This window comes from Agrobacterium sp. DE0009 (assembly GCF_007680755.1).
GTDB lineage: Bacteria > Pseudomonadota > Alphaproteobacteria > Rhizobiales > Rhizobiaceae > Agrobacterium > Agrobacterium tumefaciens_B.
On the sequence record NZ_VEIU01000003.1, the window covers coordinates 18854 to 41513 of the forward strand.

The 22660-nt window shown below is 59.8% G+C and carries 23 protein-coding genes; 13 read left to right on the forward strand and 10 right to left on the reverse strand.

All coding sequences use genetic code 11. The features are described from left to right. Positions 1–6 precede the first annotated feature (6 nt). The 7 genes from FS804_RS12715 to FS804_RS12745 all read left to right on the forward strand — a co-directional run bounded on the left by FS804_RS12715 (position 7) and on the right by FS804_RS12745 (position 7625). Positions 7–1278 carry a sugar ABC transporter substrate-binding protein gene (locus tag FS804_RS12715; RefSeq protein WP_144576993.1) on the forward strand — a complete coding sequence of 424 codons (1272 nt, stop codon included), beginning with the start codon at positions 7–9 and terminating at the stop codon, positions 1276–1278. A 70-nt stretch (positions 1279–1348) separates the two neighbouring features. After that, complete coding sequence (locus FS804_RS12720) at positions 1349–2275, forward strand: carbohydrate ABC transporter permease (RefSeq protein ID WP_063948138.1); 927 nt, start codon at positions 1349–1351, stop codon at positions 2273–2275. A gap of 10 nt (positions 2276–2285) precedes the next feature. Then, positions 2286–3116, forward strand: coding sequence for a carbohydrate ABC transporter permease (locus FS804_RS12725; protein ID WP_142172418.1), 831 nt, complete (start codon positions 2286–2288; stop codon positions 3114–3116). 2 nt (positions 3117–3118) lie between these two features. After that, complete coding sequence (locus FS804_RS12730; RefSeq protein WP_144576994.1) at positions 3119–4201, forward strand: ABC transporter ATP-binding protein; 1083 nt, start codon at positions 3119–3121, stop codon at positions 4199–4201. Further along, positions 4198–5178, forward strand: a complete 981-nt coding sequence (locus FS804_RS12735) for an NAD(P)-dependent oxidoreductase (RefSeq protein WP_144576995.1) — start codon at positions 4198–4200, stop codon at positions 5176–5178. Before FS804_RS12730 ends, FS804_RS12735 begins: the two co-directional genes overlap by 4 nt. Next, a complete protein-coding gene (locus FS804_RS12740; protein WP_186376788.1) occupies positions 5106–6860 on the forward strand; it encodes an SMP-30/gluconolactonase/LRE family protein in 1755 nt (584 codons plus the stop codon). Before FS804_RS12735 ends, FS804_RS12740 begins: the two co-directional genes overlap by 73 nt. Before the next feature lie 3 nt (positions 6861–6863). Then, a complete protein-coding gene (locus FS804_RS12745; RefSeq protein ID WP_144576997.1) occupies positions 6864–7625 on the forward strand; it encodes an SDR family NAD(P)-dependent oxidoreductase in 762 nt (253 codons plus the stop codon). 188 nt (positions 7626–7813) lie between these two features. On the opposite strand, the gene FS804_RS12750 is transcribed toward FS804_RS12745, so the two are convergent. Then, positions 7814–8650, reverse strand: coding sequence for a helix-turn-helix domain-containing protein (locus FS804_RS12750; RefSeq protein ID WP_144576998.1), 837 nt, complete (start codon positions 8648–8650; stop codon positions 7814–7816). A 134-nt stretch (positions 8651–8784) separates the two neighbouring features. Between FS804_RS12750 and FS804_RS12755 the strand changes: the two genes are divergently transcribed. Together FS804_RS12755 and FS804_RS12760 are read left to right on the forward strand one after the other, a co-directional pair. Further along, on the forward strand, positions 8785–9825 hold the full coding sequence (locus FS804_RS12755) for a fatty acid desaturase (RefSeq protein ID WP_144576999.1): 1041 nt from the start codon (positions 8785–8787) through the stop codon (positions 9823–9825). A gap of 20 nt (positions 9826–9845) precedes the next feature. Beyond that, a complete protein-coding gene (locus FS804_RS12760; protein WP_144577484.1) occupies positions 9846–10592 on the forward strand; it encodes a PhnD/SsuA/transferrin family substrate-binding protein in 747 nt (248 codons plus the stop codon). A 57-nt stretch (positions 10593–10649) separates the two neighbouring features. Here the strand turns inward: FS804_RS12760 and hutH are convergent, their stop codons facing one another. The 9 genes from hutH to FS804_RS12805 all read right to left on the reverse strand — a co-directional run bounded on the left by hutH (position 10650) and on the right by FS804_RS12805 (position 20060). Further along, positions 10650–12137 (reverse strand): histidine ammonia-lyase, encoded by a 1488-nt coding sequence (gene hutH, locus FS804_RS12765; RefSeq protein ID WP_144577000.1) that lies wholly within the window; start codon positions 12135–12137, stop codon positions 10650–10652. A 93-nt stretch (positions 12138–12230) separates the two neighbouring features. Then, complete coding sequence (hutC, locus tag FS804_RS12770) at positions 12231–12971, reverse strand: histidine utilization repressor (protein WP_144577001.1); 741 nt, start codon at positions 12969–12971, stop codon at positions 12231–12233. 98 nt (positions 12972–13069) lie between these two features. Then, positions 13070–13984: an ABC transporter substrate-binding protein gene (locus FS804_RS12775; protein ID WP_144577002.1), complete on the reverse strand. Its 915-nt coding sequence runs from the start codon at positions 13982–13984 to the stop codon at positions 13070–13072. Between the two features lie 62 nt (positions 13985–14046). Next, positions 14047–14718: an ABC transporter permease gene (locus tag FS804_RS12780; RefSeq protein ID WP_144577003.1), complete on the reverse strand. Its 672-nt coding sequence runs from the start codon at positions 14716–14718 to the stop codon at positions 14047–14049. Further along, positions 14715–15365 carry an ABC transporter permease gene (locus FS804_RS12785; RefSeq protein ID WP_063948126.1) on the reverse strand — a complete coding sequence of 217 codons (651 nt, stop codon included), beginning with the start codon at positions 15363–15365 and terminating at the stop codon, positions 14715–14717. Before FS804_RS12785 ends, FS804_RS12780 begins: the two co-directional genes overlap by 4 nt. Further along, on the reverse strand, positions 15362–16474 hold the full coding sequence (locus FS804_RS12790) for an ABC transporter ATP-binding protein (protein ID WP_144577004.1): 1113 nt from the start codon (positions 16472–16474) through the stop codon (positions 15362–15364). The genes FS804_RS12785 and FS804_RS12790 overlap by 4 nt, the downstream gene beginning before the upstream one ends. Positions 16475–16802: 328 nt before the next feature. Beyond that, positions 16803–17681 carry a carbohydrate ABC transporter permease gene (locus FS804_RS12795; protein WP_186376789.1) on the reverse strand — a complete coding sequence of 293 codons (879 nt, stop codon included), beginning with the start codon at positions 17679–17681 and terminating at the stop codon, positions 16803–16805. Further along, entirely contained in the window at positions 17681–18769 is a 1089-nt protein-coding gene (locus tag FS804_RS12800) for a carbohydrate ABC transporter permease (RefSeq protein ID WP_144577006.1), read from the reverse strand. The genes FS804_RS12795 and FS804_RS12800 overlap by 1 nt, the downstream gene beginning before the upstream one ends. 22 nt (positions 18770–18791) lie before the next feature. Further along, positions 18792–20060, reverse strand: a complete 1269-nt coding sequence (locus FS804_RS12805) for an extracellular solute-binding protein (RefSeq protein ID WP_144577007.1) — start codon at positions 20058–20060, stop codon at positions 18792–18794. Between the two features lie 281 nt (positions 20061–20341). Here FS804_RS12805 and FS804_RS12810 point away from each other — a divergent pair, with 281 nt between their 5' ends. The 4 genes from FS804_RS12810 (at position 20342) to FS804_RS12825 (ending at position 22632) form a co-directional block, all read left to right on the forward strand. Then, positions 20342–20752: a low affinity iron permease family protein gene (locus tag FS804_RS12810; protein WP_144577008.1), complete on the forward strand. Its 411-nt coding sequence runs from the start codon at positions 20342–20344 to the stop codon at positions 20750–20752. Positions 20753–20847: 95 nt separating this feature from the next. Continuing rightward, positions 20848–21465 (forward strand): flavodoxin family protein, encoded by a 618-nt coding sequence (locus tag FS804_RS12815; RefSeq protein ID WP_144577486.1) that lies wholly within the window; start codon positions 20848–20850, stop codon positions 21463–21465. Positions 21466–21682: 217 nt separating this feature from the next. Next, the gene (locus tag FS804_RS12820; RefSeq protein ID WP_144577009.1) at positions 21683–22000 is read left to right on the forward strand and encodes a PepSY domain-containing protein; all 318 of its coding nucleotides are present in this window, start codon (positions 21683–21685) and stop codon (positions 21998–22000) included. A gap of 26 nt (positions 22001–22026) precedes the next feature. Further along, a complete protein-coding gene (locus tag FS804_RS12825; protein ID WP_063948120.1) occupies positions 22027–22632 on the forward strand; it encodes a general stress protein in 606 nt (201 codons plus the stop codon). Positions 22633–22660 lie beyond the last annotated feature (28 nt).

Consider the following 22660-nt stretch of genomic DNA (forward strand, 5'->3'; position numbering starts at 1 on the left):
GAACCCATGACCAAAAGAATAAAAAAGCTGGCGCTTGGCACAGCGACCGCGATGTTGATGACCGTAGGCGGATTTGCTCCCGCCATGGCCGATACCGTTTTGAAATTCATTTCCTGGCAGACGGACGATGCTGGCACGGGCGAATGGTGGCGCTCTGCCATTGCCGCCTTCGAGAAACAGCATCCGGGCGTGAAAATCGAATTCACCAAGGCCGAGCGCAGTTCCTATGCCGACACGATGACGACGCTTTTTGCGGCCAACCAGCCGCCGCAGATCGTGCATCTGGCGTCCTTCGAATTTCAGATGTTTGCCGATAGCGGCTGGCTCGAGCCTCTCGACCCGTGGCTGAAGAAAGACGGCATCGACATGACGGGCTGGGCCGGCCAGCAGAAGTGCGAATGGAATGGCGAAACCGTCTGCATCATGACCAACTACTTCGGTTTCGTGATGGCCTACAACAAGAAGATTTTGGAAGAGGCGGGCGTCGCGGTTCCGAAGAGCTATGATGAGTTTCTGGCTGCCGCAAAAGCCACGACTAAGGATCTGAACGGCGACGGCATTATCGATCAGTTCGGCACCGGCCATGAAACGAAGGGCGGTCCAGGGCAATATCTGACGGAGATGCTGAACTACATCCTCGACGCCGGCGCCTACTGGACCGACAAGGACGGCAATATCACCATCGACACGCCGCAGATGGTGGAGGGTCTTTCACGCTGGAAAACCGTGATGAAGAGCGGCATCAGCCCGGTCGACATGAGCGCCAGCGATGTGCGCAAGCTCTTTGCCGATGGCAAGATGGCGATGCGGCTCGATGGGCCCTGGCTTTACGGTACGACCGAAAAGGGTTCGGCCAAGGCTGACATCGTTTACGCCGCGCCACCGCTTCATCCGCCGCTCGGCGGATCTTCCAACGTACTGGCGATGCCAGCCGATATTCCCGACGACCAGAAGGCCCTTGTCTGGGATTTCATCAAGCTGACGATGTCACCGGAATTCCAGCGCAGCTATGCCACCCTCGGCGGCAACACCCCGCCAAGCCCGAAGGCCGACGTCTCGGGCGTTGAAAAGACCATCCCGCATTTTCCGGTGCTGATTGAGACGATGAAGGCCGCGTCGGAAGCCGGTATCGACCGCATTCCGACCGGACTTGAGCTTTTCTACAACGAGTTCAGCAAGATGGTGATGGAAGAAAGCCAGCGAATGATCATTCAGGATCTCGATCCGGCAGAGGTGGCCAAAACCATGCAGGCAAAGGCCGAAGCCATCAAGGGTTGATCCCGTCGTTTCGCCATGGCCCGCTTGAAAGGGCCACGGCCATCATCCGCATCCGGCAGGAGGACCATCCATGACCGAACCCGTTCGGGCTGGGCGTCGCAAGTTTTTCGATCTGGCACGTCCCAGCCGGCAACATCTTCTCGGCTATATTCTGATCGCGCCCGCGGTCCTGATGGTTGCCGCCATCATCGTCTGGCCGCTCGTTTTGGCCATCGACCTGTCGTTCCAGCAGGTCAAGATACCAAGGCTCGGCGGCGCCAGCCGGCCGTTTTCATTGGCCAATTATAATTGGTTGTTTTCCTCGCCGGAATTCTGGCTGGCCTGCTGGGTGACGCTGAAACTGGTCATCGTCGTGACCGCCGGCAGTGTTGCTGTTGGCCTCAGCACGGCGCTTCTGGCCAATAACCGTTTCAAGGGCCGCACCGTCGCGCGGTTGGGAATGGCACTCCCCTGGGCGGTGCCGGAAATCATCGCGGTCGTCATCTTTGCGTGGATGTTCGACACGTCCTTCGGCCTGTTCGGCTGGCTGGCGATAAAGCTCGGTTTCACCGATCAGATGATCCCGTGGGTCAGCAGTTCGACAGCCGCCTTCTGGGCCGTTGCCATCACCATGGTCTGGAAGGGTTTTCCTTTCGTCTCGATCATGTGTCTGGCTGGCCTGCAGTCCATCCCCGCCGATTATTACGCGGCCGCCAAGGTGGATGGCGCCAGTGTGTGGCAGCGTTTCCGCTGGATCACCATGCCGCTTTTGATGCCGGTGCTGGGCGTGACGCTGGTGCTGACGCTGCTGTGGGTATTCCGCGACTTTTCCATCATCAAGGTCCTGACCGGCGGCGGGCCGCTGCGTTCGACCCAGACATTGTCAATCATGACCTACGACCAGGCCTTCCAGTATCACAATTTCGGTCGTGCCGCCGCCGTCGGCGTGCTGACGCTGGTGATCTGCATCGTCGCGAGCCTTCTGATGCTCGGCCGGCGTTCGAAATCGATCTATTGAGGAGGCTTTGATGAAACGCACATTTTTACAGAGCCTTGCCCTCTACGCGACTGTGATCTTCACGCTGGTGATGATCCTGTTCCCGGTCTACTGGCTTCTGGTCACAGCACTTTCCACCACCGATGAACTGTACCGCCTGCCGCCGACCTTCTGGCCGGATGATGCGCAATGGGATATTTTCGCCAGGGTCTGGGCGGCAAAACCGATCCTGCTGTGGCTCTGGAACTCGATGCTGGCGGCCATTGGCTCGGTGGCGCTGTCGATGCTGGTCTCGGTCAGCGCCGGTTATGCGCTGTCGCGTTATTCCATGCGGGGCGGTGCGACCATGGGTCTCTTCGTTCTGACGGCGAAGATGCTGCCCGCGACCCTGCTGGTCATTCCGCTGTTTTCGATCTTTTCAAGCTTTGGACTGATCGGCAGCCTGTGGACGCTGGTTCTGGCGCATTCAACGATGATCATTCCTTTCGCCACATGGATGCTGAAAGGCTATTTCGACACCATTCCAAAGGAGTTGGAGCAGGCCGCCATGGTCGACGGCTGCTCGCCGATCGGCGCGATGGTGCGTGTCGTGCTTCCCATCGCCACGCCCGGTCTTGCCGCCACCGCACTCTATGCCTTCGTGCTCAGCTGGGCAGACTATGCCTATGCGCGCACCTTCCTCGTCAACTCGCCGGACAACTGGACGGCCAATCTCGGCATCACCACGATGCAGGGCGAATATGTCACCTACTGGAACGACATCTCCGCCGCATCCGTGTTCATCGCGCTGCCGATCATCGCAATCTACCTGTTCCTTGAACGTTATTTGGTCGGCGGCCTCACCGCTGGCGCGGAGAAATAAGCATGGCCAATATTTCCATTCGCAACGTCAGCAAGTCCTATGGCGCGCTCAACGTTCTCAGGCCCTTTTCGCTCGAGATCGAGAATGGCGAGTTCGTGGTGCTTGTCGGGCCTTCCGGCTGCGGCAAGTCGACGATGCTGAAAATCCTCGCCGGTCTAGAACCGGCAAGCGAAGGGCAGATTTTCATCGGCGAAAACGAAGTGACGGACCTTGCGCCGGGTGACCGCGACATCGCCATGGTGTTTCAGAACTATGCGCTTTATCCGCACCTGACCGTTCGCCAGAATATCGGCTTTGGCCTCAAGATGCGCGGCACGGACAAGGCCGAGATCGACCGCCGCGTCGACGACGCGGCGCGCATTCTGGAAGTCACCCCATATCTCGACCGCAAGCCCAAGGATCTGTCGGGCGGCCAGCGGCAGCGCGTGGCACTTGGCCGCGCCATCGTGCGCCAGCCGCAGGCCTTCCTGATGGATGAGCCGCTGTCCAACCTCGATGCCAAGCTGCGTGTCCATATGCGGGCCGAAATCGGTGCGTTGCACAAGCGCATCGGCGTCACCACCGTTTATGTGACGCATGATCAGGTGGAGGCGATGACGATGGCGGACCGCGTTGTCATCATGCAGGGCGGCGTCATCCAGCAGATCGCCGCTCCGGACGAGCTTTTCAACAACCCGGCCAATCTTTTTGTTGCCGGTTTCATCGGCTCGCCCGGCATGAATTTCCTGAATGCGGAACTGCGTGACGGCACAGTGACCCTCTTTGGGCAACAGGTTTCCCTGCCGGGAGCCAGCGACCGTCAGGGCAGCGTGATCGTGGGCCTGAGGCCAGAACATCTCGTTCTGGGCGATGCGCCTGTTACCTTCGATGTTCGGCCGACGCTGGTTGAAAGCCTGGGATCGGAAAAATACGTCTATTTCGATGCGGAAGGCGCAAGGGTGGCCGATGGCGAAGAAGGCAAGTCCAAGGGGCTGATCGCACGCGTCTCGCATACCGGCAGCCTTCCCGGCAATGCGGCGCTCCGGCTCGGTTTCGATCCGGCGCAGCTTTATCTTTTCGATGCAGAGACCGGAGCACGGCTATGATCCTTGTCACCGGATCGTCAGGTCGTGTCGGCCGTGCCGTTGTCGCCGCCTTGCGCGCGCAGGGCCGAACCGTTCGCGGCTTTGATCTCAGACCATCGAGAACCGGCGGCGAGGAAGTCGTCGGGTTACTTGAGGATGCGCAGGCACTGTCCGACGCCACCAAGGGTGTGAGCGCCGTCCTGCATCTGGGCGTTTTCATGTCCTGGGCTCCGGCGGATCGCGACCGCATGTTTGCCGTCAATGTCGAGGGCACGCGCCTGCTGCTCGACGCGGCCGCCGCGGCTGGTGCGCGGCGGTTCGTTTTCGCCTCATCGGGTGAGGTCTATCCCGAAAACCGCCCGGAGTTCCTGCCAGTCACCGAGGACCATCCACTTCGACCCAATTCGCCCTATGGTCTGACTAAGCTTCTGGGCGAAGAGCTGGTGCAGTTTCATCAGCGGGCGGGCCGCATGGAAACGGTGATCCTGCGTTTCTCGCATACGCAGGATGCAACAGAACTGCTGGACGAAGAGAGTTTCTTTTCCGGCCCCCGGTTTTTCCTGCGGCCGCGCATTCTCCAACAGCAGAATTTCGGAAATACGGCTGTCGCCGAATTGCTCCGGTCCCGCGATATTGGAGAGCCGTCGCATATACTGGCGCGGAATGAAAACGGCCGGCCGTTCCGTATGCACATCACCGATACGCGCGACATGGTGGCAGGCATCCTGCTTGCCCTCGACCATCCCGACGCGGCGGGCGGCATCTTCAATCTCGGCGCGGACGACCCTGCTGACTTCAGCGACGTTTTGCCAAAAATGGCGGTGCTGACCGGACTTCCCATCGTGACAGTCGATTTTCCCGGCGACGGTGTTTATTACCATACATCCAACAAGCGGATCAGAAACACTCTGGGATTTGAACCACAATGGACGATGGACCGGATGCTGGAAGAGGCGGCCGCCGCAAGACGGCAGCGCCTCGCGACGGAGCGGACATAATGAAGCCGGAAACGCCGGGAGGAACGGCGGCGCTCGCCAAAGGGCTGACGCTTCTGGATATGGTAGCGGATGCGCCGGAGCCGCCACGTTTTGCGGAGCTTTTGCGTGCCTCCGGCCTGCCGAAACCGACGTTTGCCCGCATTTTGCGTACCCTCATCGCCTATGGGCTGGTGCGGCAGGACGAGGCGCGGGGCACCTATGTGCTTGGTCAACGCTTTCTGGAAATGTCGCATAAGGTCTGGGAGAGTTTTGACCTCGTTTCGGCCGCAACGCCGGAACTCGAGCGGCTCGCGGCTGAGCTGGGCGAAACAGTTGCGTTGTGCCGGCTTGACGGCACGATGACCCAATATCTCGCCGAACGTTCGCCGAATGGACTGTCGGTCCGTGTCGAAGTGGGGCGTCGTGTTCCCCTGCATTGCACGGCGCCCGGCAAGGCGCTTCTCGCTTTCCAGGACCCCGCCGTCGGCCGCGCACTGCTCGATCGTCTGGCGTTCGATGTGCAGACGCCGAAAACCCTCACCACGCTCGACGCGCTTCAGGCGGACCTGACGCTGACACGCGCACGGGGTTATTCAATTTCCTATGAGGAGCATCTGCCGGGCGTCAATTCAGTGGCCGCGCCTGTCATGGGTCGCGACAATACGCCAATGGGGGTGCTCGTTGCGCTCGGTCCCTCGTCGCGGCTCGATACGTCCAACGTCCATCCGGCCGGTCGCGAGCTGATCGCCGCCGCGCGCCGCATCACGGGCGCTGCCGGGGCCGTTGCCATCAGCTCCAGGCCGAAACCGCGATCGGCAACGGGCCGTCCGAGCGCCGATTTAAGTTGCATCCTGCCATGGGGCGCGCAACTTGGCGAGAGCCCCGTCTGGCATGAGGGGGAGAACACTCTCTATTGGGTGGACATTCTCCACCCCGCCGTTCATCGCTTCGACCCGGCGACCGGTCGCAACGAAACCTGCGAGACCGGCAAGCTGGTCAGCGCGGTCATTCCGGTTGGCGGCGGCCGTCTGCTGGTGGCATCCCAGGACGGGATTGAGTGGCTTGATTTTCCATCCGGCCGCCTCACGCCCTTTGTCAGCCCTGAGGCGGGTATCGTGGACAACCGCTTGAACGATGCCAAATGCGGGCCCGATGGCGCGATATGGGTCGGATCGATGCGGATCGATGCCTCTAAACCCACCGGTGCGCTTTATCGTATCAATGCCGATGGCGCCTTCGAACGCAAGGAGGGCGGCATCATCGTCTCCAACGGGCTCGGCTGGAGCCCGGATGGGAGAACGTTCTATTTCGTTGATACCGTGCCCGGTCTGATCCACGCCTATGATTGCAACCCTTTGACAGGAGCGCTGTCGAACCGGCGCGAGTTTGCGCGCATCCCCGTCGCCGACGGCCGGCCGGACGGTCTCGCCGTGGATGTGGAAGGCGGCGTCTGGTGTGCCATATGGGACGGTTGGTCGGTGCGTCGCTATCTTCCGAACGGGAAGCTGGATCAGGTGATCGAGATGCCGGTGCCGCGCCCCACCAGCATCGCTTTTGGCGGGCCGGATCTGACGACGCTGTTCATCACCAGCGCCCGCACTCGCCTGCCGGCGTCGACACTCGCTGACGCGCCGCTCTCGGGCGGTCTGTTTTCCTGCCGACCGGGCATTGCCGGCGCGCGCGTTTCCTTGTTTGAGGGTTGAACAATGTCCCTGGAGACTATCTTCGGCCTGAAGGGCCGCACCGCGCTTGTCACGGGATCAAGCCGTGGCATAGGCGCGGCGATCGCCGAAGGGCTCGCCGGTGCGGGCGCACATGTCATCCTGCACGGGGTGAAGCCGGGTTCGACGCTTGCCGTACAGGAAAAAATCGCTGCAAGCGGCACCAGCGTGAGCGAACTTGCGGCTGATCTCGCCGAGCCCGGTGCCGGGCATGATCTGATAAGACGCGCCGAAGAGATCGCCCCGGTCGATATCCTTGTCATCAATGCCAGCGCGCAGATCAACGCGCCCTTGGCAGAGCTGACAAACGACGATCTGACGTTTCAGCTTGCGGTCAATCTGGGCTCCACCGTCGACATGCTGCAGGCCGTGCTTCCGCGCATGGCGGCCCGTAAGTGGGGCAGGGTGGTTTCGCTTGGCTCAATCAACCAGCTGCGGCCCAAATCAATTGTCACGGCCTATGCCGCCACCAAAGCGGCGCAGCATAATCTGATCCAGAGTCAGGCACGCGATTACGCCCGCGACAATGTCCTGCTCAACACGCTCGCTCCCGGCCTCGTTGACACGGACCGCAACGCCCATCGTCGTGATGGGGACCCCGAAGCCTGGGCCGAGTATACGCGAACCATCAACTGGATGGCGCGGGCCGCGCATCCGCAGGAAATGGTGGGCGCCGCGATCTTCCTGTCGTCCGAGGCGTGCAGTTTCATGACCGGCGAAAGCATATTTTTGACGGGGGGAGTTTGACGGATTTGGCCTGCGGGGAGTGGTAATCGCCGGCGAGACGATTGCTGACCACACGCTTCCTCAGCTGATCGACATGACAAGTCACTGCTGACGGTGGGTCATTCACGTGGCTTTGGTTTGGTGAGCGCATTGTTTTGCCGATGCATGTCGTTCGGCATGGACCGTGCGACTGCTGCCTTCTCCGCGCATCATAAGACCGCAAGCGTTCGTACAAAATCCGCGCTTTGATGGGCGTGGACGCGGGTGAACCGTATCAGCTCATCGAAATGCCGCTGCATCTTTCGGATGGATTCGGCGTTGTTCAGCACGAGATACATCCCGCCGACGAAAATCGCAGCGCGTTGCGATCCGAAGATCGTGTAGGGTACGGAGAACCGTTCCTTCTCATTGAAGAGGAACAAGCGGAAGGACGGATAGAGCTCGTTGATGAGTGTCGACATGTACTGAAGCTGTTCGGCGCGGATTTCCTTTTTCAGCCTTCGCCACATCCCGCGGCCCTCAGCAAAGGCTTCGAGTGTTTCGCGTGGCATGCACACTTCCATGTCTGTGCCAGGTTGGCGATTGTAATCGAGCCGGAAGGCCGTCTCGCTCGCCTGCGCCTTGACGCTCTGATGCGCCGATTTTGCCTCGAATGCGATGATCTGCGGTGTTCGAAGAAGGTCGGGAATGCGGGCCGGCACGTATCGTATCTTGGAGCCGGCGGCCTCCGCATGCCATTTCATCAGGAGCGTATCGGTATAATCTTCGCCGCCTTCCTCTATTTCAAAACTTGGACGTAACTCTCCCATCAAGCCCGGATCGTGCGAGATGCCGAGCAACCAGTCCAGCGAGACCGAGTGGCGCTCGGCAATATTCAGGAGCGTTTCGACGCGCGGAAGCCTCGCCGAATCACTGGATAGAAGCTGCGAGAGGGCTGACCGATCGATGCCTATGCCGGCTGCGAAAGCGGAATGACTGACGCCGGCGCGGGTAACGAGATCACTCAGCCTGACGCGAAACAGATTTGACAGAGCGCGTTTGTCCACTAGTCACCTCATTGTTTACAATTGTCATCATATTCTACTTTTCGTGATCAGAATCAACGATTGGTCACCATAATCTCGTTGTGCCATGCGACCTCCGATGAAAATCTCTCGATCAGATTTTGTCGGGGCATGAAATGAGCGAAATTTCCAGGGATGGGCATCTACAATTGATCGGCCGACGCCGGTCGAGGGGTTTGAGAATAGAGTGGCCAACGGTCGGCTTGCTGGTGATCTGCTACGGTCTTTGGGGAGGAGCCGGATACGCTCTCTATCCACATTATCCGCTGCTGGCGTTGGTCTTGATGGGTGTCGCTGTCGCCCTGCATTCATCGCTTCAGCATGAGGTCTTGCACGGGCACCCGACCCGCAACGCAAGGCTTAACGAAGCTCTGGTCTTCGCACCGCTCGGCATTTTTTATCCCTACCGCAGTTACAAGCGGACCCATCTTCAGCACCACGCCGATGAGCGTCTGACCGATCCGTTCGATGATCCGGAAAGCTACTATCGCGCTATGGGCGACTGGGAGAAGCTGCCGGGGTTTCTAAAGACGCTGCTGGGGTGGAACAATACATTGATTGGACGCTTGTTGATCGGACCGCCATTGATGGTGATCGGATTTACGGTATCGGAGTGGCGGAAGATCGCCAAAGGTGACCGGCGTGTCATGTATGCCTGGGCCCTGCATCTAGCCGGACTGGTTCCGACGGTGTTCGTCATATCGCTGCTATTTGGAATTCCCCTCTGGCTCTATATCGGCGTTGCCGCCTACCTCGGGATTTCCATCATCGCTATTCGCTCCTACTGCGAGCACCAATGGGCAGAACGTCCGGACGGGCGCACGATCATCGTTGAAAACTCCATTCTGGCCCCCCTGTTTCTCTATAACAACCTGCATTTCGTGCATCACAAGCTGCCGACTGCCGCATGGTACAGGCTACCATCCCTGTATAAAGCACGCCGCGCCGAGTGGCAGACCATGAATGAGGGGTATGTCTTCGCCAACTATTTCGAGGTTTTCCGCGCCTTTGCCCTGCGTGCAAAGGAGCCCGTGGTACATCCCGCCTTGAGGCGGACCGAGACCGTCGCAATGGCGCCGGCCGTCGCCTATGTGCCAACAGACGTCGTCGCCTACGTCATGTCGGAGAATACACTGAGAACGGATATTGCAACGTGACCCTGATCGCGGCTCTGCCGATGTATGACTGGCCGGAATTGCGTGCCGAGACCGACGCTTTATGGGCGGAAATGCGCGCGACGTTTCGCGCCCATGGCATCGACGCTCCAGAGCGTCTCGTGCGGCGCAATGGAGAGATGCCAGCCGTTCCCGGCGGCATTCGCGGGGATGACGGCTCCATCATCGCGGCGGATCCTGCCACACTGGATCCCGAAATGCTGGATCTCGCGGTCTTGTGGCGTCACCCGAACCTACTGGTCTCCCAGACGTGCTGGGGTCCTATGGAGCTTGGCCTTCAAGATCATGTGGAGGTCATTGGCGAGAGCAATTATGACGGGATTGCAGGGGGTAAGGGTCCATTTTACTCAAGCGCGATCATCGCCCGTATCGGTGAGGGCGGCGGCGATATCGGCCCGTCCGACGATGGCGAGGCAGTTTTGCCGCTGAGCTTTTTCCATCAAAAAAGACTGGCGTTCAACGAGCATCGGTCCCTGTCCGGTTACCTCAGCCTCAAGCGGGATTTGGAGGCTGCTGGCAACAGTCTCGACACGTTCGGCGACCTTCTGGAGACAGGCTCGCATCGCGCGTCGCTCATCGCCGTCGGGCGCGGGGATGCCGATCTAGCCGCGATTGATTGTAAATCCTGGGCGATTGCACAGCGATACGAGCCGGTGGCTTCCCACCTGCACGTCATTGGCTGGACCGCGCGGCGCAAAGGACTGCCTTTCATAGGCGCCAAGGCCCTGGGTGTAAAACTTCCTCTGTAGCGAAGAAGCCAAGAGGGATGCCCGGCCTGCCCGAACTGCCGGCAACGCCGCCATGTTTCAGGATGGCGGCGTGTTCCGTATCATCAGGGAGCGGGCAACCTCGATATCCGCCGATAGCGGTCGATCATCCGCATAGGGCGGAAGATGGGCGCGGAGCAGGCGATGAAGTGCGTCGGTGCCTGCCGCCCTTGCCGCAACGGATGCGACCAGATCATGCGCCTGCGTCGCCGCCATCCATTCAATCGACAGGATATATTCGGCATTATCGATCATCGTGAGAAGTTTGCTGGCGGCGGCGGTCGGATGCGCCAGAAAGTCTTCCTGCAGAGCGGAGGTCAGTCCTCCGTCGGTCGAGGCGGGCGCTGCAAGCCGGCGATTTTCGTTGGAAAGGGCTGCTGCGGTATATTGCGCGATCATGAAACCGGAATGGCTGCCAGGATCGGAGGCGAGAAATGGCGAAAGCCCGCTCACCAGCGGGTTGACGAGCCGGTCGATGCGCCGTTCGCTCATGGCCGCGATTTGCGCAACTGCGATGGCGAGACTATCGGCCGCCTGCCCGAGCGCCGGCGCTACCGCGTGAGCCTGCGACCACACCATCGGCTCGTCGGGGGTCCCGGCGATCGCCGGGTTGTCTGTCACCGAGGCCAGTTCGCGGTTGACAATGGTCGCGCAGCTATCGAACACATCGCGCGCCGCACCATGGGCGTGGGGAATGGCGCGCAGGCTGAGAGCATCCTGTGTCCGCCTGCCTCGCGACGCTTCGATGAGACCGCTGCCTTCGAGGCGGGAACGGATGGATTCACCGACAGTCGCAATGCCGGGTGACGTGCGTAGCAAGAGCACAGGTTCCGCGAAGGCCGACATCTGTCCGCCAGCGGCTTCAAGCGTCAGTGCGGCTACCGCGTCGGCCCAATCGAAGAGCCGTTCTGCGCGCGCTAGAGCGACACTGGAAAGCCCCGTGGAACAGGCCGTGCCGTTAACAAGGCTGAGACCTTCTTTGGCGCCAAGAACGAGCGGTTCAAGGCCCATGGCCGCCAGGGTGTCGCTGCCGCTCAGCGGTTTGCCGGCGAGCTTAGCCGAACCTTCGCCGATCAGCACGAGTGCGATGTGAGCATTATGGATCAGATAGCCGGCTGACCCTTTTGAGGGAACATCAGGAACGCAGTCGTGCTCCAGAAATTTCGTGAGATAGGCGACGACATCCCTGTGAACACCGGAATGGCCATGGGCGAAGTTGGCGATCTGTGCCGCGATGATCGCGCGCACTTCGGTCCGGCCGAGCAACGGGCCGACGCCGCAGGCGTGGCTGAGAACGATGCTGCGGGAGAGTTTCCCCTGCGCTGCGCGATCGACGACCGTGTCCGACAGGGCGCCAACGCCGGTACTGATGCCATAGGCGCGAACACCGTTCTCAACGATGCTCTCGACAATCCGACTTGCCCTTTCGATCCGCTGATAGGCGTCGTCTGAGAGAACGAGATGATCCCCCTGGCTCACGAGGGCAACGTCGCGCCATGTCAGGCCTTTGTCCAGCAAGACGGTCACAGGTTTTTCTCCGGGGCGGAAGGCAGGACAGGCGAAAGAGGCATTGCAGGTTCCAATGGATGGTCGGGATGCTGGGCCTGACATTTGGGAATGTCAGGTGCTGTAAAGACGGTAGCGGCTTCCGGGATAGAGCAGCCGAACCGACGAGATGACCCCCACTTCGGACCAGGTCCGGCGTCGCACCAAGAGGCAGGGCTCGGCCTTGGAAATTGCCAGCAATTTGCACTCCCACGGCTGCGCCGTAACAGCCTCGATATGTTGTTCAGCCCTGATAATGGGTGCCACTGCAGTGAGATAGCCGTTTGGCGTCCTCGTGTTGAAATCCTGATTGACGTAATCCGGCACGATCTCGTGGTTGACGAAACGATCTTCGATCTGCATCGGAACGGAATCTTCAGCGTGGACGATGATTGAATGTGCGACCGTTGCCCCGACATCGACAGAGAGCGCTTCTGCGAGATCCGTATCGCTTGTCTCCGTGCGAAGCAGAATGATCTTTGCCGAGTGTATGCCGCCATTCTGGGTAATCTCGTCGGCGATGTTGGGAACGCTCTGAAACTGGGACGTCCGCTTTTTGCTGGCGACAAACGAGCCTTTGCCACGGACACGGACCACGAATCCCTCATCCGCAAGCTCGCGCAGGGCACGGTTAGCCGTCATCCGGCTGACCCCAAGCATGTCCACCAATTCATTTTCAGATGGCACGCGCTGGCCGATGGCCCACTCGCCTGTTTCAACACGGCTGCGAACGTAGTCCTTCAGTTTGACGTAAAGCGGCGGGGTAGCAGCTGCTTCGTCCTGCCTGATGTCAACCTGTTGCTTTACCGTGTGCATGGCGTTCCGAGGCGCTGGGGTGTCAAGGCCGCCCGTGTCGGCGCCTGAGTGTAGGGGAAGCGTCTGCGGGTATGGAGCTGCCATACCCGCAGATCAGGTCAGTTCAACTTGTGGGCCGTGAGCCACTCTTCGGCCACCACATCGAAGCTGTCGTGATTGGCAAGGCGACCGTTCATGACGATGAGGTCCTTGGTGGTCAAGGCTGCGGAGACGGCGTCAAGCGTCGTCGTCACGACGTCGTTCACCTTCGGCGTCGCGATGACAGGGACGATGTTCTGGGCTGGGAACAGGTTTTTCACATCTTCCAGAACGATGAGATCATTGGCGGCGATGGCGGGATCGGTCGAGAACAGGTTTGCGGCCTGCACCTGGTCGTTCACCAGCGCGGAGAGCGTCAGAGGACCGCCGACATCGAGCGACTTGAAGGACTTGAACTCCAGGCCATAGATGTCCTTGAGCCCGATTATACCCTCTTTGCGGGTTTTCCATTCGGGTGGACCGCCGAGCACCAGCTCGGAGGCGACTGGGGCCAGATCGGCGATTGTCTTCAGCTTGTATTTCTCGGCGGTCGCGCGTGTCACGGCAACACCGTCCGAGTCCTGCGCCTCAGAGGGTGTGAGCATCGACACGCCCTTTGGCAGAGCGGCCTTGAGCGCAGCCGCCACGTCGGCTGGCGAGTGTGCGGTGGCGTTCTTGTCGAGATAGCTCAGTGTCGCGCCCGCATATTCGGGCAGGAGATCGATCGAGCCGTCGAGCAGGGCGGGGATGTAGACCTCGCGGCTGCCGATGCTCAGTTTCGTCTCGACCTTGATGCCCTTTGCGGCGAGCGCCTTGGCATAAATGGTCGCCAGAAGCTGGCTTTCGGGGAAGTCAGCAGAGCCGACGATAATGGTCGAGGTGTCCGTCCGAGCCGCCGGGGCAGCTCCAAGCGGGTCGGTCTGGGCAAATGATGTGGTCGCCGAAAGCGCCACCAAGGCCAATGCGCCAGCGGCTTTAAAGATCCTGAATGCCATGCAGCTGCTCCTGTTGTTTTTGACTTGGATGAAAATGCGTCTGTCTTTCAGGCATGCCGAGCCTAGTGGCGGCGCGCCAGGCCGGGTGAGATCGTGAGCTTCGAAATAATTCCTATGGTAAGATCGACGGCAAGCGCCAGAACGCCAACGAGCACGGCGCCGGCCGCCATCTGGTAATAATCGTTTTGCGCCCGCCCATCGATAATCAACCGGCCCAGTCCGCCCAACGACACGTAAGCGGCAATGGTTGCAGTCGAGATGATCTGCAATGTTGCACTGCGCAGCCCCGAAAAGATCAGTGGCAACGCACATGGCAGTTCCACGTCGAAAAGAATGTCGAGTGGGCGTTTACCCATGCCGCGCGCTGCATCAACGGCGGCCGGATCAACCGCCGCCACGCCGGCATATGTGCCGTTCATGATCGGCGGCACCGCCAGAAGCACCAGAACGACGATGCTGGGCACGATGAAGGCCATGTCCGACGAAAAGACGGGACCGAACAGGATCACCAGCAGAACGATGAGGCCAAGGCTTGGAAGCGCGCGAAGGGCATTGGCGAGGCCAGCAATGAGAAACACACCCCGTCCGGTATGTCCGACATAAAGGCCGATCGGCAGGCCGATCAGGCAGGCGAAGAATAGCGCAATTGAACTATAGATCAGATGCTGCAGCACAAGCGCCAAAACACCGTCATTGCCCATCCAGTGTGCGGGGTCTGAGAACCAGTCAATCATTTTTCAGCACCTCCTGCCTGCCATGGCGTGAGACGACGCGCAATGAATAGCACAATGGCATCCAGAAGTACCGCCAGAACGATGCACAGGATAATGCCTGCGATGATGGGCGTCAGGAACCGCAGTTGCAGCCCCTGCGTAAACAGCAGGCCAAGCTGGGGCGTGCCCACGAGCGCTGCGACCGACACGATGCTGACATTCGAGACCACCGCCACGCGCAAGCCAGCTGCAATGACGGGAACGGCCAGCGGCAGCTCGACGAAGAGCAAACGTTTGAGCGGCCGGTAACCCATCGCGTTTGCGGCCTGCACGACATCCGGAGACACCGACTGAAGTCCGTCGCTGACGGTGCGCACCAAAAGTGCCAGCGCATATATCGTCAGTGCGACGACGACGTTGAGTGGATCGAGGATGCGTGTGCCCAACACGAGGGGAAGAAGCACGAAGAGCGCGAGCGAGGGAATGGTGTAAAGCAGCCCGGCGGCGCCAAGCATGGTTGAGCGGAAAAAACCTGCCCGTTGCGCGAGCCAGCCGAGCGGCAACGCCAGAATGAGGCCGATCACGACGGGGATGACTGAAAGCCAGATGTGCCAGGCAAACAGTTCGGCGATGCGGCCGGATTCACGGTATAACCAGTCAAATCTCATGATCGCAGGCCCTGACGTGCGTTGCGCGCGGCTTCGATGGCGGACACAACATCAGGCAGGGTGACTGTGCCGACGAGTTCACCCGATGGACCGACAATGACACCGCGGCCGGATGGCGAACTCAGCGCTGCGTCGAGAACATGCCGCAGGCTTCCGCCCTCTACCGCGAGCGTTCCGCTGAGATTGAGATCGCCGTCGCGAACAGGGCCCTTGATGCTCTCACTATCGACCCAGCCGAGTGGGCGGTTTGCGGCATCCGTAATCAGGACCCACCTGTCCGTGGCGTTCTGCCGAAGCGACGCGGGGTCGGTGCCGAGCGGTGCCGTGGGTTCCTTGCCAAGGGCGACACCATTTCTAAACTCGGCAAATCCGAGAATTCGATAACCGCGGTCCCGGCCGATGAAGTCTGCGACGAAATCATCCGCCGGCCGCGCCAGGAGCTCCTGTGGCGTGGCGATCTGTGCCAGCGTGCCGCCGGTGCGCAAAACGGCGACCTGATCGCCAAGCTTCAGGGCCTCGTCGATATCATGCGTCACCATGATGATGGTCTTGCCGATCTCGCGTTGAAGTCTCAGGAACTCATCCTGCAACTGTGCCCGAACGACAGGGTCGACGGCACTAAAAGGCTCGTCCATCAACATGAACTTCGGATCCGACGCCAAAGCGCGGGCAACGCCCACCCGCTGTTGCTGGCCACCGGATAGCTGCCATGGGTAACGATCGGCAAAGGAAGCAGACAGTCCCACGCGCTCCAGCAGATCGTGGGCGATACGGAGCGCCTGCTGCTTGGGGGTGCCGTTCAGGCGCGCCGTGGTGGCAATGTTCTGCACCACCGTTCGGTGGGGAAAAAGACCGGCGTTCTGGATGACGTAACCGATCCGACGCCGCAGCAGGGCGACATCCATCTTGTCCGTCGGCTCGCCATCAAGAAGGATCGACCCGGATGAGGGCGTGATTAGCTGGTTTATCATGCGCAGCGACGTGGTTTTGCCGCAGCCTGACGGGCCAACAAAAATCGTCAGTTTTCCGGTGGGGGCGGTCAGCGACAGATTGTCTACAGCCGTTGTTGCTCCACGATAATGCTTGCTCACCCGATCGAACGTTATCACGCACACAATCCTCTGTAGCCAAGGATATTGGTCACCCTCGAGCATCCCTTGAAGTTGTCTATACAAGCACGAAGCTTTGCATTCCGCAAGCGGGGTGCCTAAAGATTTCGCGTGTCGCGATTGTGATAATTCTTTGAGCGGTTTTTGCGCCTTATCGGTATGCCTGATCGAGAGAGGCTGTGCGGTCGAGATGACCCTGCCTTCGAACATTTAGCTGGGACTAATGCGATGTTGCTGACACCAGTCAGTCAGTTCAATCGCTCAACGCAAACGCTGCAGATTGGTTCAATGGCACCTGCATTCCTGTCGGGCGCATATGCAAACATCGTTACCCCTTTATCCCGCTCGCGGCGATGCTGGAGATGAACAGCCTTTGCAGGAGGAGGTAGAAGATAAGGACGGGCAGCGTGATGATGGTGAGGTAGGCCATGACTTCGCCCCAGGGAGTATTGAGCTGGAAGAAATATTGCAGGCCCACCATCACCGGCCGGTAGGCCTCGGACTGGGTGACGAGCAGGGGCCAAAGATATTGCTGGCTATACATCACAAGGAATTTCAGGATCGCGGCCGTAGCGATAACGGGGCCGCTGAGCGGCATCACCACCTGCGCGTAAATCCGCAGCCAGCTTGCGCCATCAATGCGCGCCGCCTCCAGGAGCTCTTTCGGCAAATCCTTGAAATATTGAACGAAGAGGAAAATCGTCAGCCCGTCGGCTATCCAGGGAATGATCTGCACATGCCATGAATTCAGCCATCCCCAGGTGAAGCCTTCGCTGCCGATCCATGGCAGATTATTGACCTCCAGGAGCAGAGGCACGGCGATCGTCTCGAAAGGGATGATGAGGGTGGCCAGAATGACGGAGAAGAGGACGTCTTTTCCGCGCCAGTTCAGATAGGTGAAGGCAAAGGCTGCCAGAGAGCCGAGTAACAGGGCGAGGAAGACGGTTACGCCCGTTACCAGTACCGAGTTGAATATGAAGGTCGCAATTGGCGCGCGCGCAAAAGCCGCCGTGTAGTTTTCGAGCGACAGATCACCCACCGGCATGAATGCCCGCAGGGACGTCGCATCCCGCAACAGCTGCTCGTTTGGCTTCAGCGACGAAAAAACCATGAAGAGCAGGGGCAGGATGAAGATCGCCGCAAAGGCGAGCATCAGCAGGTAGTTGCCGATGAGGAACGCACGGCTTTTGCGTTGTCCTGCCTGCATCACTGTTTCTCCCGTGTAAGATAGCGCTGCACCAGCGAGATCAACAGGACAAGCAGGAACAGCACGACCGAGATTGCTGATCCCGCTGCAATATCCTGCTGTCTGTAGCCGCGCTCGACGGCCTGATAGACGATGCTTTGCGTTGCGTCGCGCGGTCCGCCCTTGGTCATCACGTCGATCTGCGCAAATAGCGCAAAGGCTTGCATGGTGATGACGATGACGATGAGGACGGCGGTATTGCGCAGGAGCGGCCAGGTTATCATGCTGAACTTCTGCCAACGGCTGGCGCCTTCGATATCAGCGGCTTCATAAAGATCAGGGGAAATGGTCTGCAGGCCCGAAAGCCAGATAACCATGTGGAAACCGACGCCCTGCCAGACCGACATCACCAGAATGGCCCAAAGAGCCGTATCGGTTCGGCCGAGCCAGTCGACAGGTTGAAACAGGCCGAAACTCATATGGCCAAGAACACTGTTCAGAAGACCGTTATCGGCGGCATAGATAAACCGCCAGAGCAGCGCCACCACGACGACGGACAGAACGACGGGCATGAAATAGACCGCGCGGAAAACCGTGACGCCCGGAATTTTCTGGTTGACCAGCACTGCGAGAAACAACGCCAGCGCCGCCTGAACGGGAGCAACGACCGCCACGAAGGAGAGCGTATTGACAAGCGCCGTCAAGAACACGACGTCGCGCGCCAGAATGACGATCTGTTTCTCACCCCAGGTAAAACTTTTATATTCCCGCATTCCGTCGAGATGCGGATAATCGCGGTTTCCGCGGGTAAAGCTGCGGAGGCGCGGATAGGAGAGCGTGCCGTCAGCATCCTGCTTGAGGCTTCCATCCGCCTTACGCTCCGGCTCGAGCGCGAGGACCCCAACTCCGAGCAGCCGGGTGTAATTTTCAAAGCCCACAAATTCCGTCGGGTTGGGGGAGGTCAGCCGCTGGTTGGTGAAGGAGAAACCCAGCCCGAGCAGGAAGGGCGTGATCAGAAAGAGACCAATCAGCACCATCGCCGGTGCGGCCATCAGCCAGCCCGTCAAGCCGTCGCGGGAAAGTTTCTCCTTGGACGAGAAGAACGCCATTGATCGCTTCCCAATCTCGGCCCTATTTGGGCTTGTAACCGGCGTTGCGCTCGATGTTGTTGTTTATCTCGTCGGTCGCGTTGTCCAGCGTGTCGGCAACATCAGCACCATTGGCTATATCCGACACAGCCTTGGCAAAGACCGGCGACATGAAGGCGTAGGCCGGCGTCACCGGGCGCAGGGTCCCCTGGCGTTTGGAAAGTTCGAAGAAAACTTCAAGCGGTCCGCCCTTCTTGTAGTTCTCAGTCATCTGTGCGGCGGAAGAGGTGGCAGGGATCAGACCGATCGCATCGGAAAACTGCGCAAGATATTTGTCCTGTATGGCAAACTCAATGAAGGCGGAGGCTCCCTGCGGATGTTTGCTGGCGGCCGATACGCCGAACTGCCAGGACCCGGCACCGATTTTCGGGCCGTTGCCAAAATCCGGCGCGGGGAGAAACAGCAGATCGTCCCCGTATTTCTCCAGCGCTTTCACCGCAACCCAGTTGCCCATCCATTGCAGGGCATGCCTTCCCTCCAGAAACCGGGTTTCGTGGTCGGCGGGCGATTGTGATGTGCCGGGTGCCAGTTTCTTCTGGAACAGCGCCTGCCACCATTCCCCGAACTTGATGGCATTGTCTCCGTTGAGGGCATCTTCGGCAGTTTGATAATTTTCCTTGTTGATCAGGCTGCCGCCGAAGCTTTCCAGAAACGGGGTGAAGGCATAGCTGTACCATTCCGTCTTGTCGGCCATGCCGAGGTCGATCGCATAATCGAACTTGCCGCTCGCCGCGAGCTTATCGAGCGCCGCATTAAACTCCTCGCCGGTCCATGGCTGGTCGAGTGTCGGGATGCGGATGCCATTTTCATCGAGAACGGATTTGCGGGCGAACACCGCGACGGCGGCATCCCAAAGCCCGACGGAGTAGAGCTTGTCGCCCCATTTTCCGATCGCACCCGGGAGGAAATTGGCGAGCTTGGTTTCGTCGATCTGCAACGGCTGAAGATAACCGGACCATGCCCAGTTCGGCATGTTCGGCCCGTCTACGTCGAGGATGTCAGGCAGCTTGTTGGAAAGTGCTGCGGCGGTGACGGATTCGTTATAGGCGTTTTGCGGAAACTCCTGAAGAGACACGCGCCATTCGGACTGGGACGAATTGAAGTCCTCAATGATGCCAGCCAGTATCTTGCGCTCTTCGACGTTGCCAGCACCGTGATACCACATCGTAAGGTCGGTCTGGGCGAGCGCCGCGCTGGAAAAAAGCATCGACAGAACGGCGGCAGTGCCTGCAAAAACGGCTTTTCTGTTCATGGATGGTCCTCCTCCTGAAGGAGGGTAACTTCACCATCTCCAGATTGTTCCGAAAAAATTTGCATTCAGGCGCTGCATTTTTTCGCGCGGCAAGTATGGCTTTGCGCGCCTCGCAGGGCTGAAAGGCTTAAATCCGGCGCGCTCACGCCGCCGGCGTTCCGGAACCATTGCGCGTCTTCGTTGTTCGAAGCGAGGACATGCAGCGCATCGTATCGGACCACACCGCCTCTGGCTGATCTGACAGGTGCGTCGGCATCGTAAGATATGAGGTGCAGCGCGCCATGAACAGGTTCTTTACGCAATTTGCGAGCCGTATTGCGTCGTTTTCCGGTTCGCCGACGGCCTTTGTAGTCGCACTTGGGACCGTGATCGTCTGGTGCATTAGCGGACCGCTCTTCGGATTTTCAGAGGTCTGGCAACTGGTCATCAATACGGGCACGACCATCGTCACCTTCCTGATGATTTTCCTCGTGCAGAATTCGCAAAACAGGGATTCGGCGGCGATGGAAGCGAAACTGGATGAATTGCTGCGGGCCGTTGAGCAGGCAAGGGGGGATTTCATCGGCATCGAGCATCTCACCGAGAACGAAATCGAGGAAATTCGCGCCCGCCTCGAAAAGGAAAATGGCTGTGCTGAAGGCGGAAAGCCGCCGCCGCATCACGCCATGTCGCGGTTGCTGTCCCGACGCTAACGCCTTGGCTTTGGGGCGGGCATGGTCCTCAGCCAGACAAGCCATGATCACCGGAAAACACCATGCGGCAAGGACCGCTGACAGAAGGAAACATGATGTCTCTTAAAGCCATTGCCCTGAATGCGACCCTCAAATCCTCAACGTCGGAAGAGCCGTCTTCGACGGGAAGCCTACTCGACCTGATCGTTCAGGAGCTCGGCACTCTGGGGGTTCAGACCGAGACCGTCTGGCTTGCCGATCATGACATCAAACCGGGCGTCAGCTCAGACGAGGGGGAGGGAGATGCCTGGCCGGCCATTCGAAAGAAGATACTGGCGGCGGACATTTTACTTGTCGGTACGCCGATATGGCTCGGCCAGCCCTCCAGTGTCTGCAAAAGAGCACTGGAGCGTATGGATGCCTTTCTGGAGGAAACCGACGCGCAGGGACGTATGGTGTCCTACGGAAAGGTGGCTGCCGTGGCGGTCGTCGGCAACGAGGATGGGGCGCACCATGTCTCTGCTGAGATCTTCCAGGCCCTGAACGACGTCGGCTTCACCATCCCCGCGAATGCGGTTGCCTATTGGGTGGGAGAGGCGATGGGGTCGACGAATTTCGTCGATCTGGATGAGACGCCTGATGCGGTAAAAACCATGATCAGCATGCTGGCGCGCAACACGGTGCATCTGGCCGGTCTCCTGAAGAACAGCCAATATCCCGCAAGCAAAGAATGAGGTCTTTCGTTTTCGGCGCTGTCCCGGGCGGTTGCTACTCATGGCAACGCCGCCGTGCGATCCAAAACCGCTTCTCCTGATGCTGCGAAATATTTTCGGAACTCTCCGCATGCCGCTTTGTTCGGGAGGCGTCCGTGCTGGCTCAGGAAGGTTTTCTCGTCTCGCGGGAAGTTTCTGGGAGCATGAGATCAACGATGCAAGCGGAGGAACAATCCCAATGAAAAAGACTGTTTTTGTGGCTTTGCTTCTCGGGAGCGGTGCGCTGTCTGCCTTTGCCCAGCAGGCACCCACCGCCAATCCGGGTGGCGACACGCCGGCGGTTGCCACCCCGGGTGTCAATAACCCGACAGCGCCCGTCGAAGGTGCCAACAGCTTCACCGAGGCGCAGGCCAAGGAGCGGATGGAAGAAGCAGGGTACACGCAGGTCAAGGATCTGAAGAAGGACGACAAGGGCGTGTGGATGGCATCGGGCATGAAAGACGGCAAGGCCGTAACCGTCGCGCTCGATTATCAGGGCAACGTCGTCGCCAAGTAAGGCGCGCAGCATTTGGGAGAAATGACATGAGAACCGTAACCGGACTTTTCGACGACTATGATGATGCGAGCGCTGCCGTTTCCGAACTGGAGAGAGCGGGCGTGCCCTCCAGCGATATCAGTATCGTTGGCAGCAACGCCGACAGGCGGCATGGCGAGGATGAGACCAAGGCCGCGGAAGGCGCAGGCACGGGTGCCGGCATTGGCGCTCTTGTGGGCGGCGCCGGCGGCCTGCTGACCGGCCTTGGTTTGATGGCGATACCGGGCGTCGGCCCCGTGGTCGCAGCGGGCTGGCTTGCCGCGACGGCTGTGGGCGCCGCAGGTGGTGCTGTCGCCGGTGGCGCAGCCGGCGGGCTGATCGGCGCCATGACCCGCTCGGGTGTCTCCGAAGACGATGCCCATGTCTATGCCGAAGGGGTGCGCCGGGGCGGTACGCTCGTCACGGCCCGTGTCGAGGACAACCTGGTTCCGGAAGCTGAAGCGGTCCTCAAGCGGCAGGGCTGGGTTGATCCGTCGGAGCGGCGCGCCGCCTACCGCGAACAGGGCTGGACGAGGTTCGACGAGACAGCGAGGCCCTATGCCGCGGAAGACATCGAGCAGGAGCGCAGTCGCTACCGTCGATCGGTGCTTTGACGCGAAGCCTGTCATCCGGGGGTCTGGC

Excerpts from the sequence above, each read along its gene's own strand:
- FS804_RS12820 (WP_144577009.1), top strand. The coding sequence starts at position 21,683 with ATGAAAAAGACTGTTTTTGTGGCTTTGCTTCTCGGGAGCGGTGCGCTG.
- FS804_RS12740 (WP_186376788.1), top strand. The coding sequence starts at position 5,106 with ATGGACGATGGACCGGATGCTGGAAGAGGCGGCCGCCGCAAGACGGCA.
- FS804_RS12785 (WP_063948126.1), bottom strand. The coding sequence starts at position 15,365 with ATGAGATTTGACTGGTTATACCGTGAATCCGGCCGCATCGCCGAACTG.
- FS804_RS12760 (WP_144577484.1), top strand. The coding sequence starts at position 9,846 with ATGTATGACTGGCCGGAATTGCGTGCCGAGACCGACGCTTTATGGGCG.
- FS804_RS12800 (WP_144577006.1), bottom strand. The coding sequence starts at position 18,769 with ATGGCGTTCTTCTCGTCCAAGGAGAAACTTTCCCGCGACGGCTTGACG.
- FS804_RS12775 (WP_144577002.1), bottom strand. The coding sequence starts at position 13,984 with ATGGCATTCAGGATCTTTAAAGCCGCTGGCGCATTGGCCTTGGTGGCG.
- FS804_RS12755 (WP_144576999.1), top strand. The coding sequence starts at position 8,785 with ATGAGCGAAATTTCCAGGGATGGGCATCTACAATTGATCGGCCGACGC.
- FS804_RS12735 (WP_144576995.1), top strand. The coding sequence starts at position 4,198 with ATGATCCTTGTCACCGGATCGTCAGGTCGTGTCGGCCGTGCCGTTGTC.
- FS804_RS12815 (WP_144577486.1), top strand. The coding sequence starts at position 20,848 with ATGTCTCTTAAAGCCATTGCCCTGAATGCGACCCTCAAATCCTCAACG.
- FS804_RS12825 (WP_063948120.1), top strand. The coding sequence starts at position 22,027 with ATGAGAACCGTAACCGGACTTTTCGACGACTATGATGATGCGAGCGCT.
- FS804_RS12795 (WP_186376789.1), bottom strand. The coding sequence starts at position 17,681 with ATGCAGGCAGGACAACGCAAAAGCCGTGCGTTCCTCATCGGCAACTAC.
- FS804_RS12720 (WP_063948138.1), top strand. The coding sequence starts at position 1,349 with ATGACCGAACCCGTTCGGGCTGGGCGTCGCAAGTTTTTCGATCTGGCA.
- FS804_RS12780 (WP_144577003.1), bottom strand. The coding sequence starts at position 14,718 with ATGATTGACTGGTTCTCAGACCCCGCACACTGGATGGGCAATGACGGT.
- FS804_RS12745 (WP_144576997.1), top strand. The coding sequence starts at position 6,864 with ATGTCCCTGGAGACTATCTTCGGCCTGAAGGGCCGCACCGCGCTTGTC.
- FS804_RS12715 (WP_144576993.1), top strand. The coding sequence starts at position 7 with ATGACCAAAAGAATAAAAAAGCTGGCGCTTGGCACAGCGACCGCGATG.
- FS804_RS12725 (WP_142172418.1), top strand. The coding sequence starts at position 2,286 with ATGAAACGCACATTTTTACAGAGCCTTGCCCTCTACGCGACTGTGATC.
- FS804_RS12730 (WP_144576994.1), top strand. The coding sequence starts at position 3,119 with ATGGCCAATATTTCCATTCGCAACGTCAGCAAGTCCTATGGCGCGCTC.
- hutC (WP_144577001.1), bottom strand. The coding sequence starts at position 12,971 with ATGCACACGGTAAAGCAACAGGTTGACATCAGGCAGGACGAAGCAGCT.
- FS804_RS12805 (WP_144577007.1), bottom strand. The coding sequence starts at position 20,060 with ATGAACAGAAAAGCCGTTTTTGCAGGCACTGCCGCCGTTCTGTCGATG.
- FS804_RS12810 (WP_144577008.1), top strand. The coding sequence starts at position 20,342 with ATGAACAGGTTCTTTACGCAATTTGCGAGCCGTATTGCGTCGTTTTCC.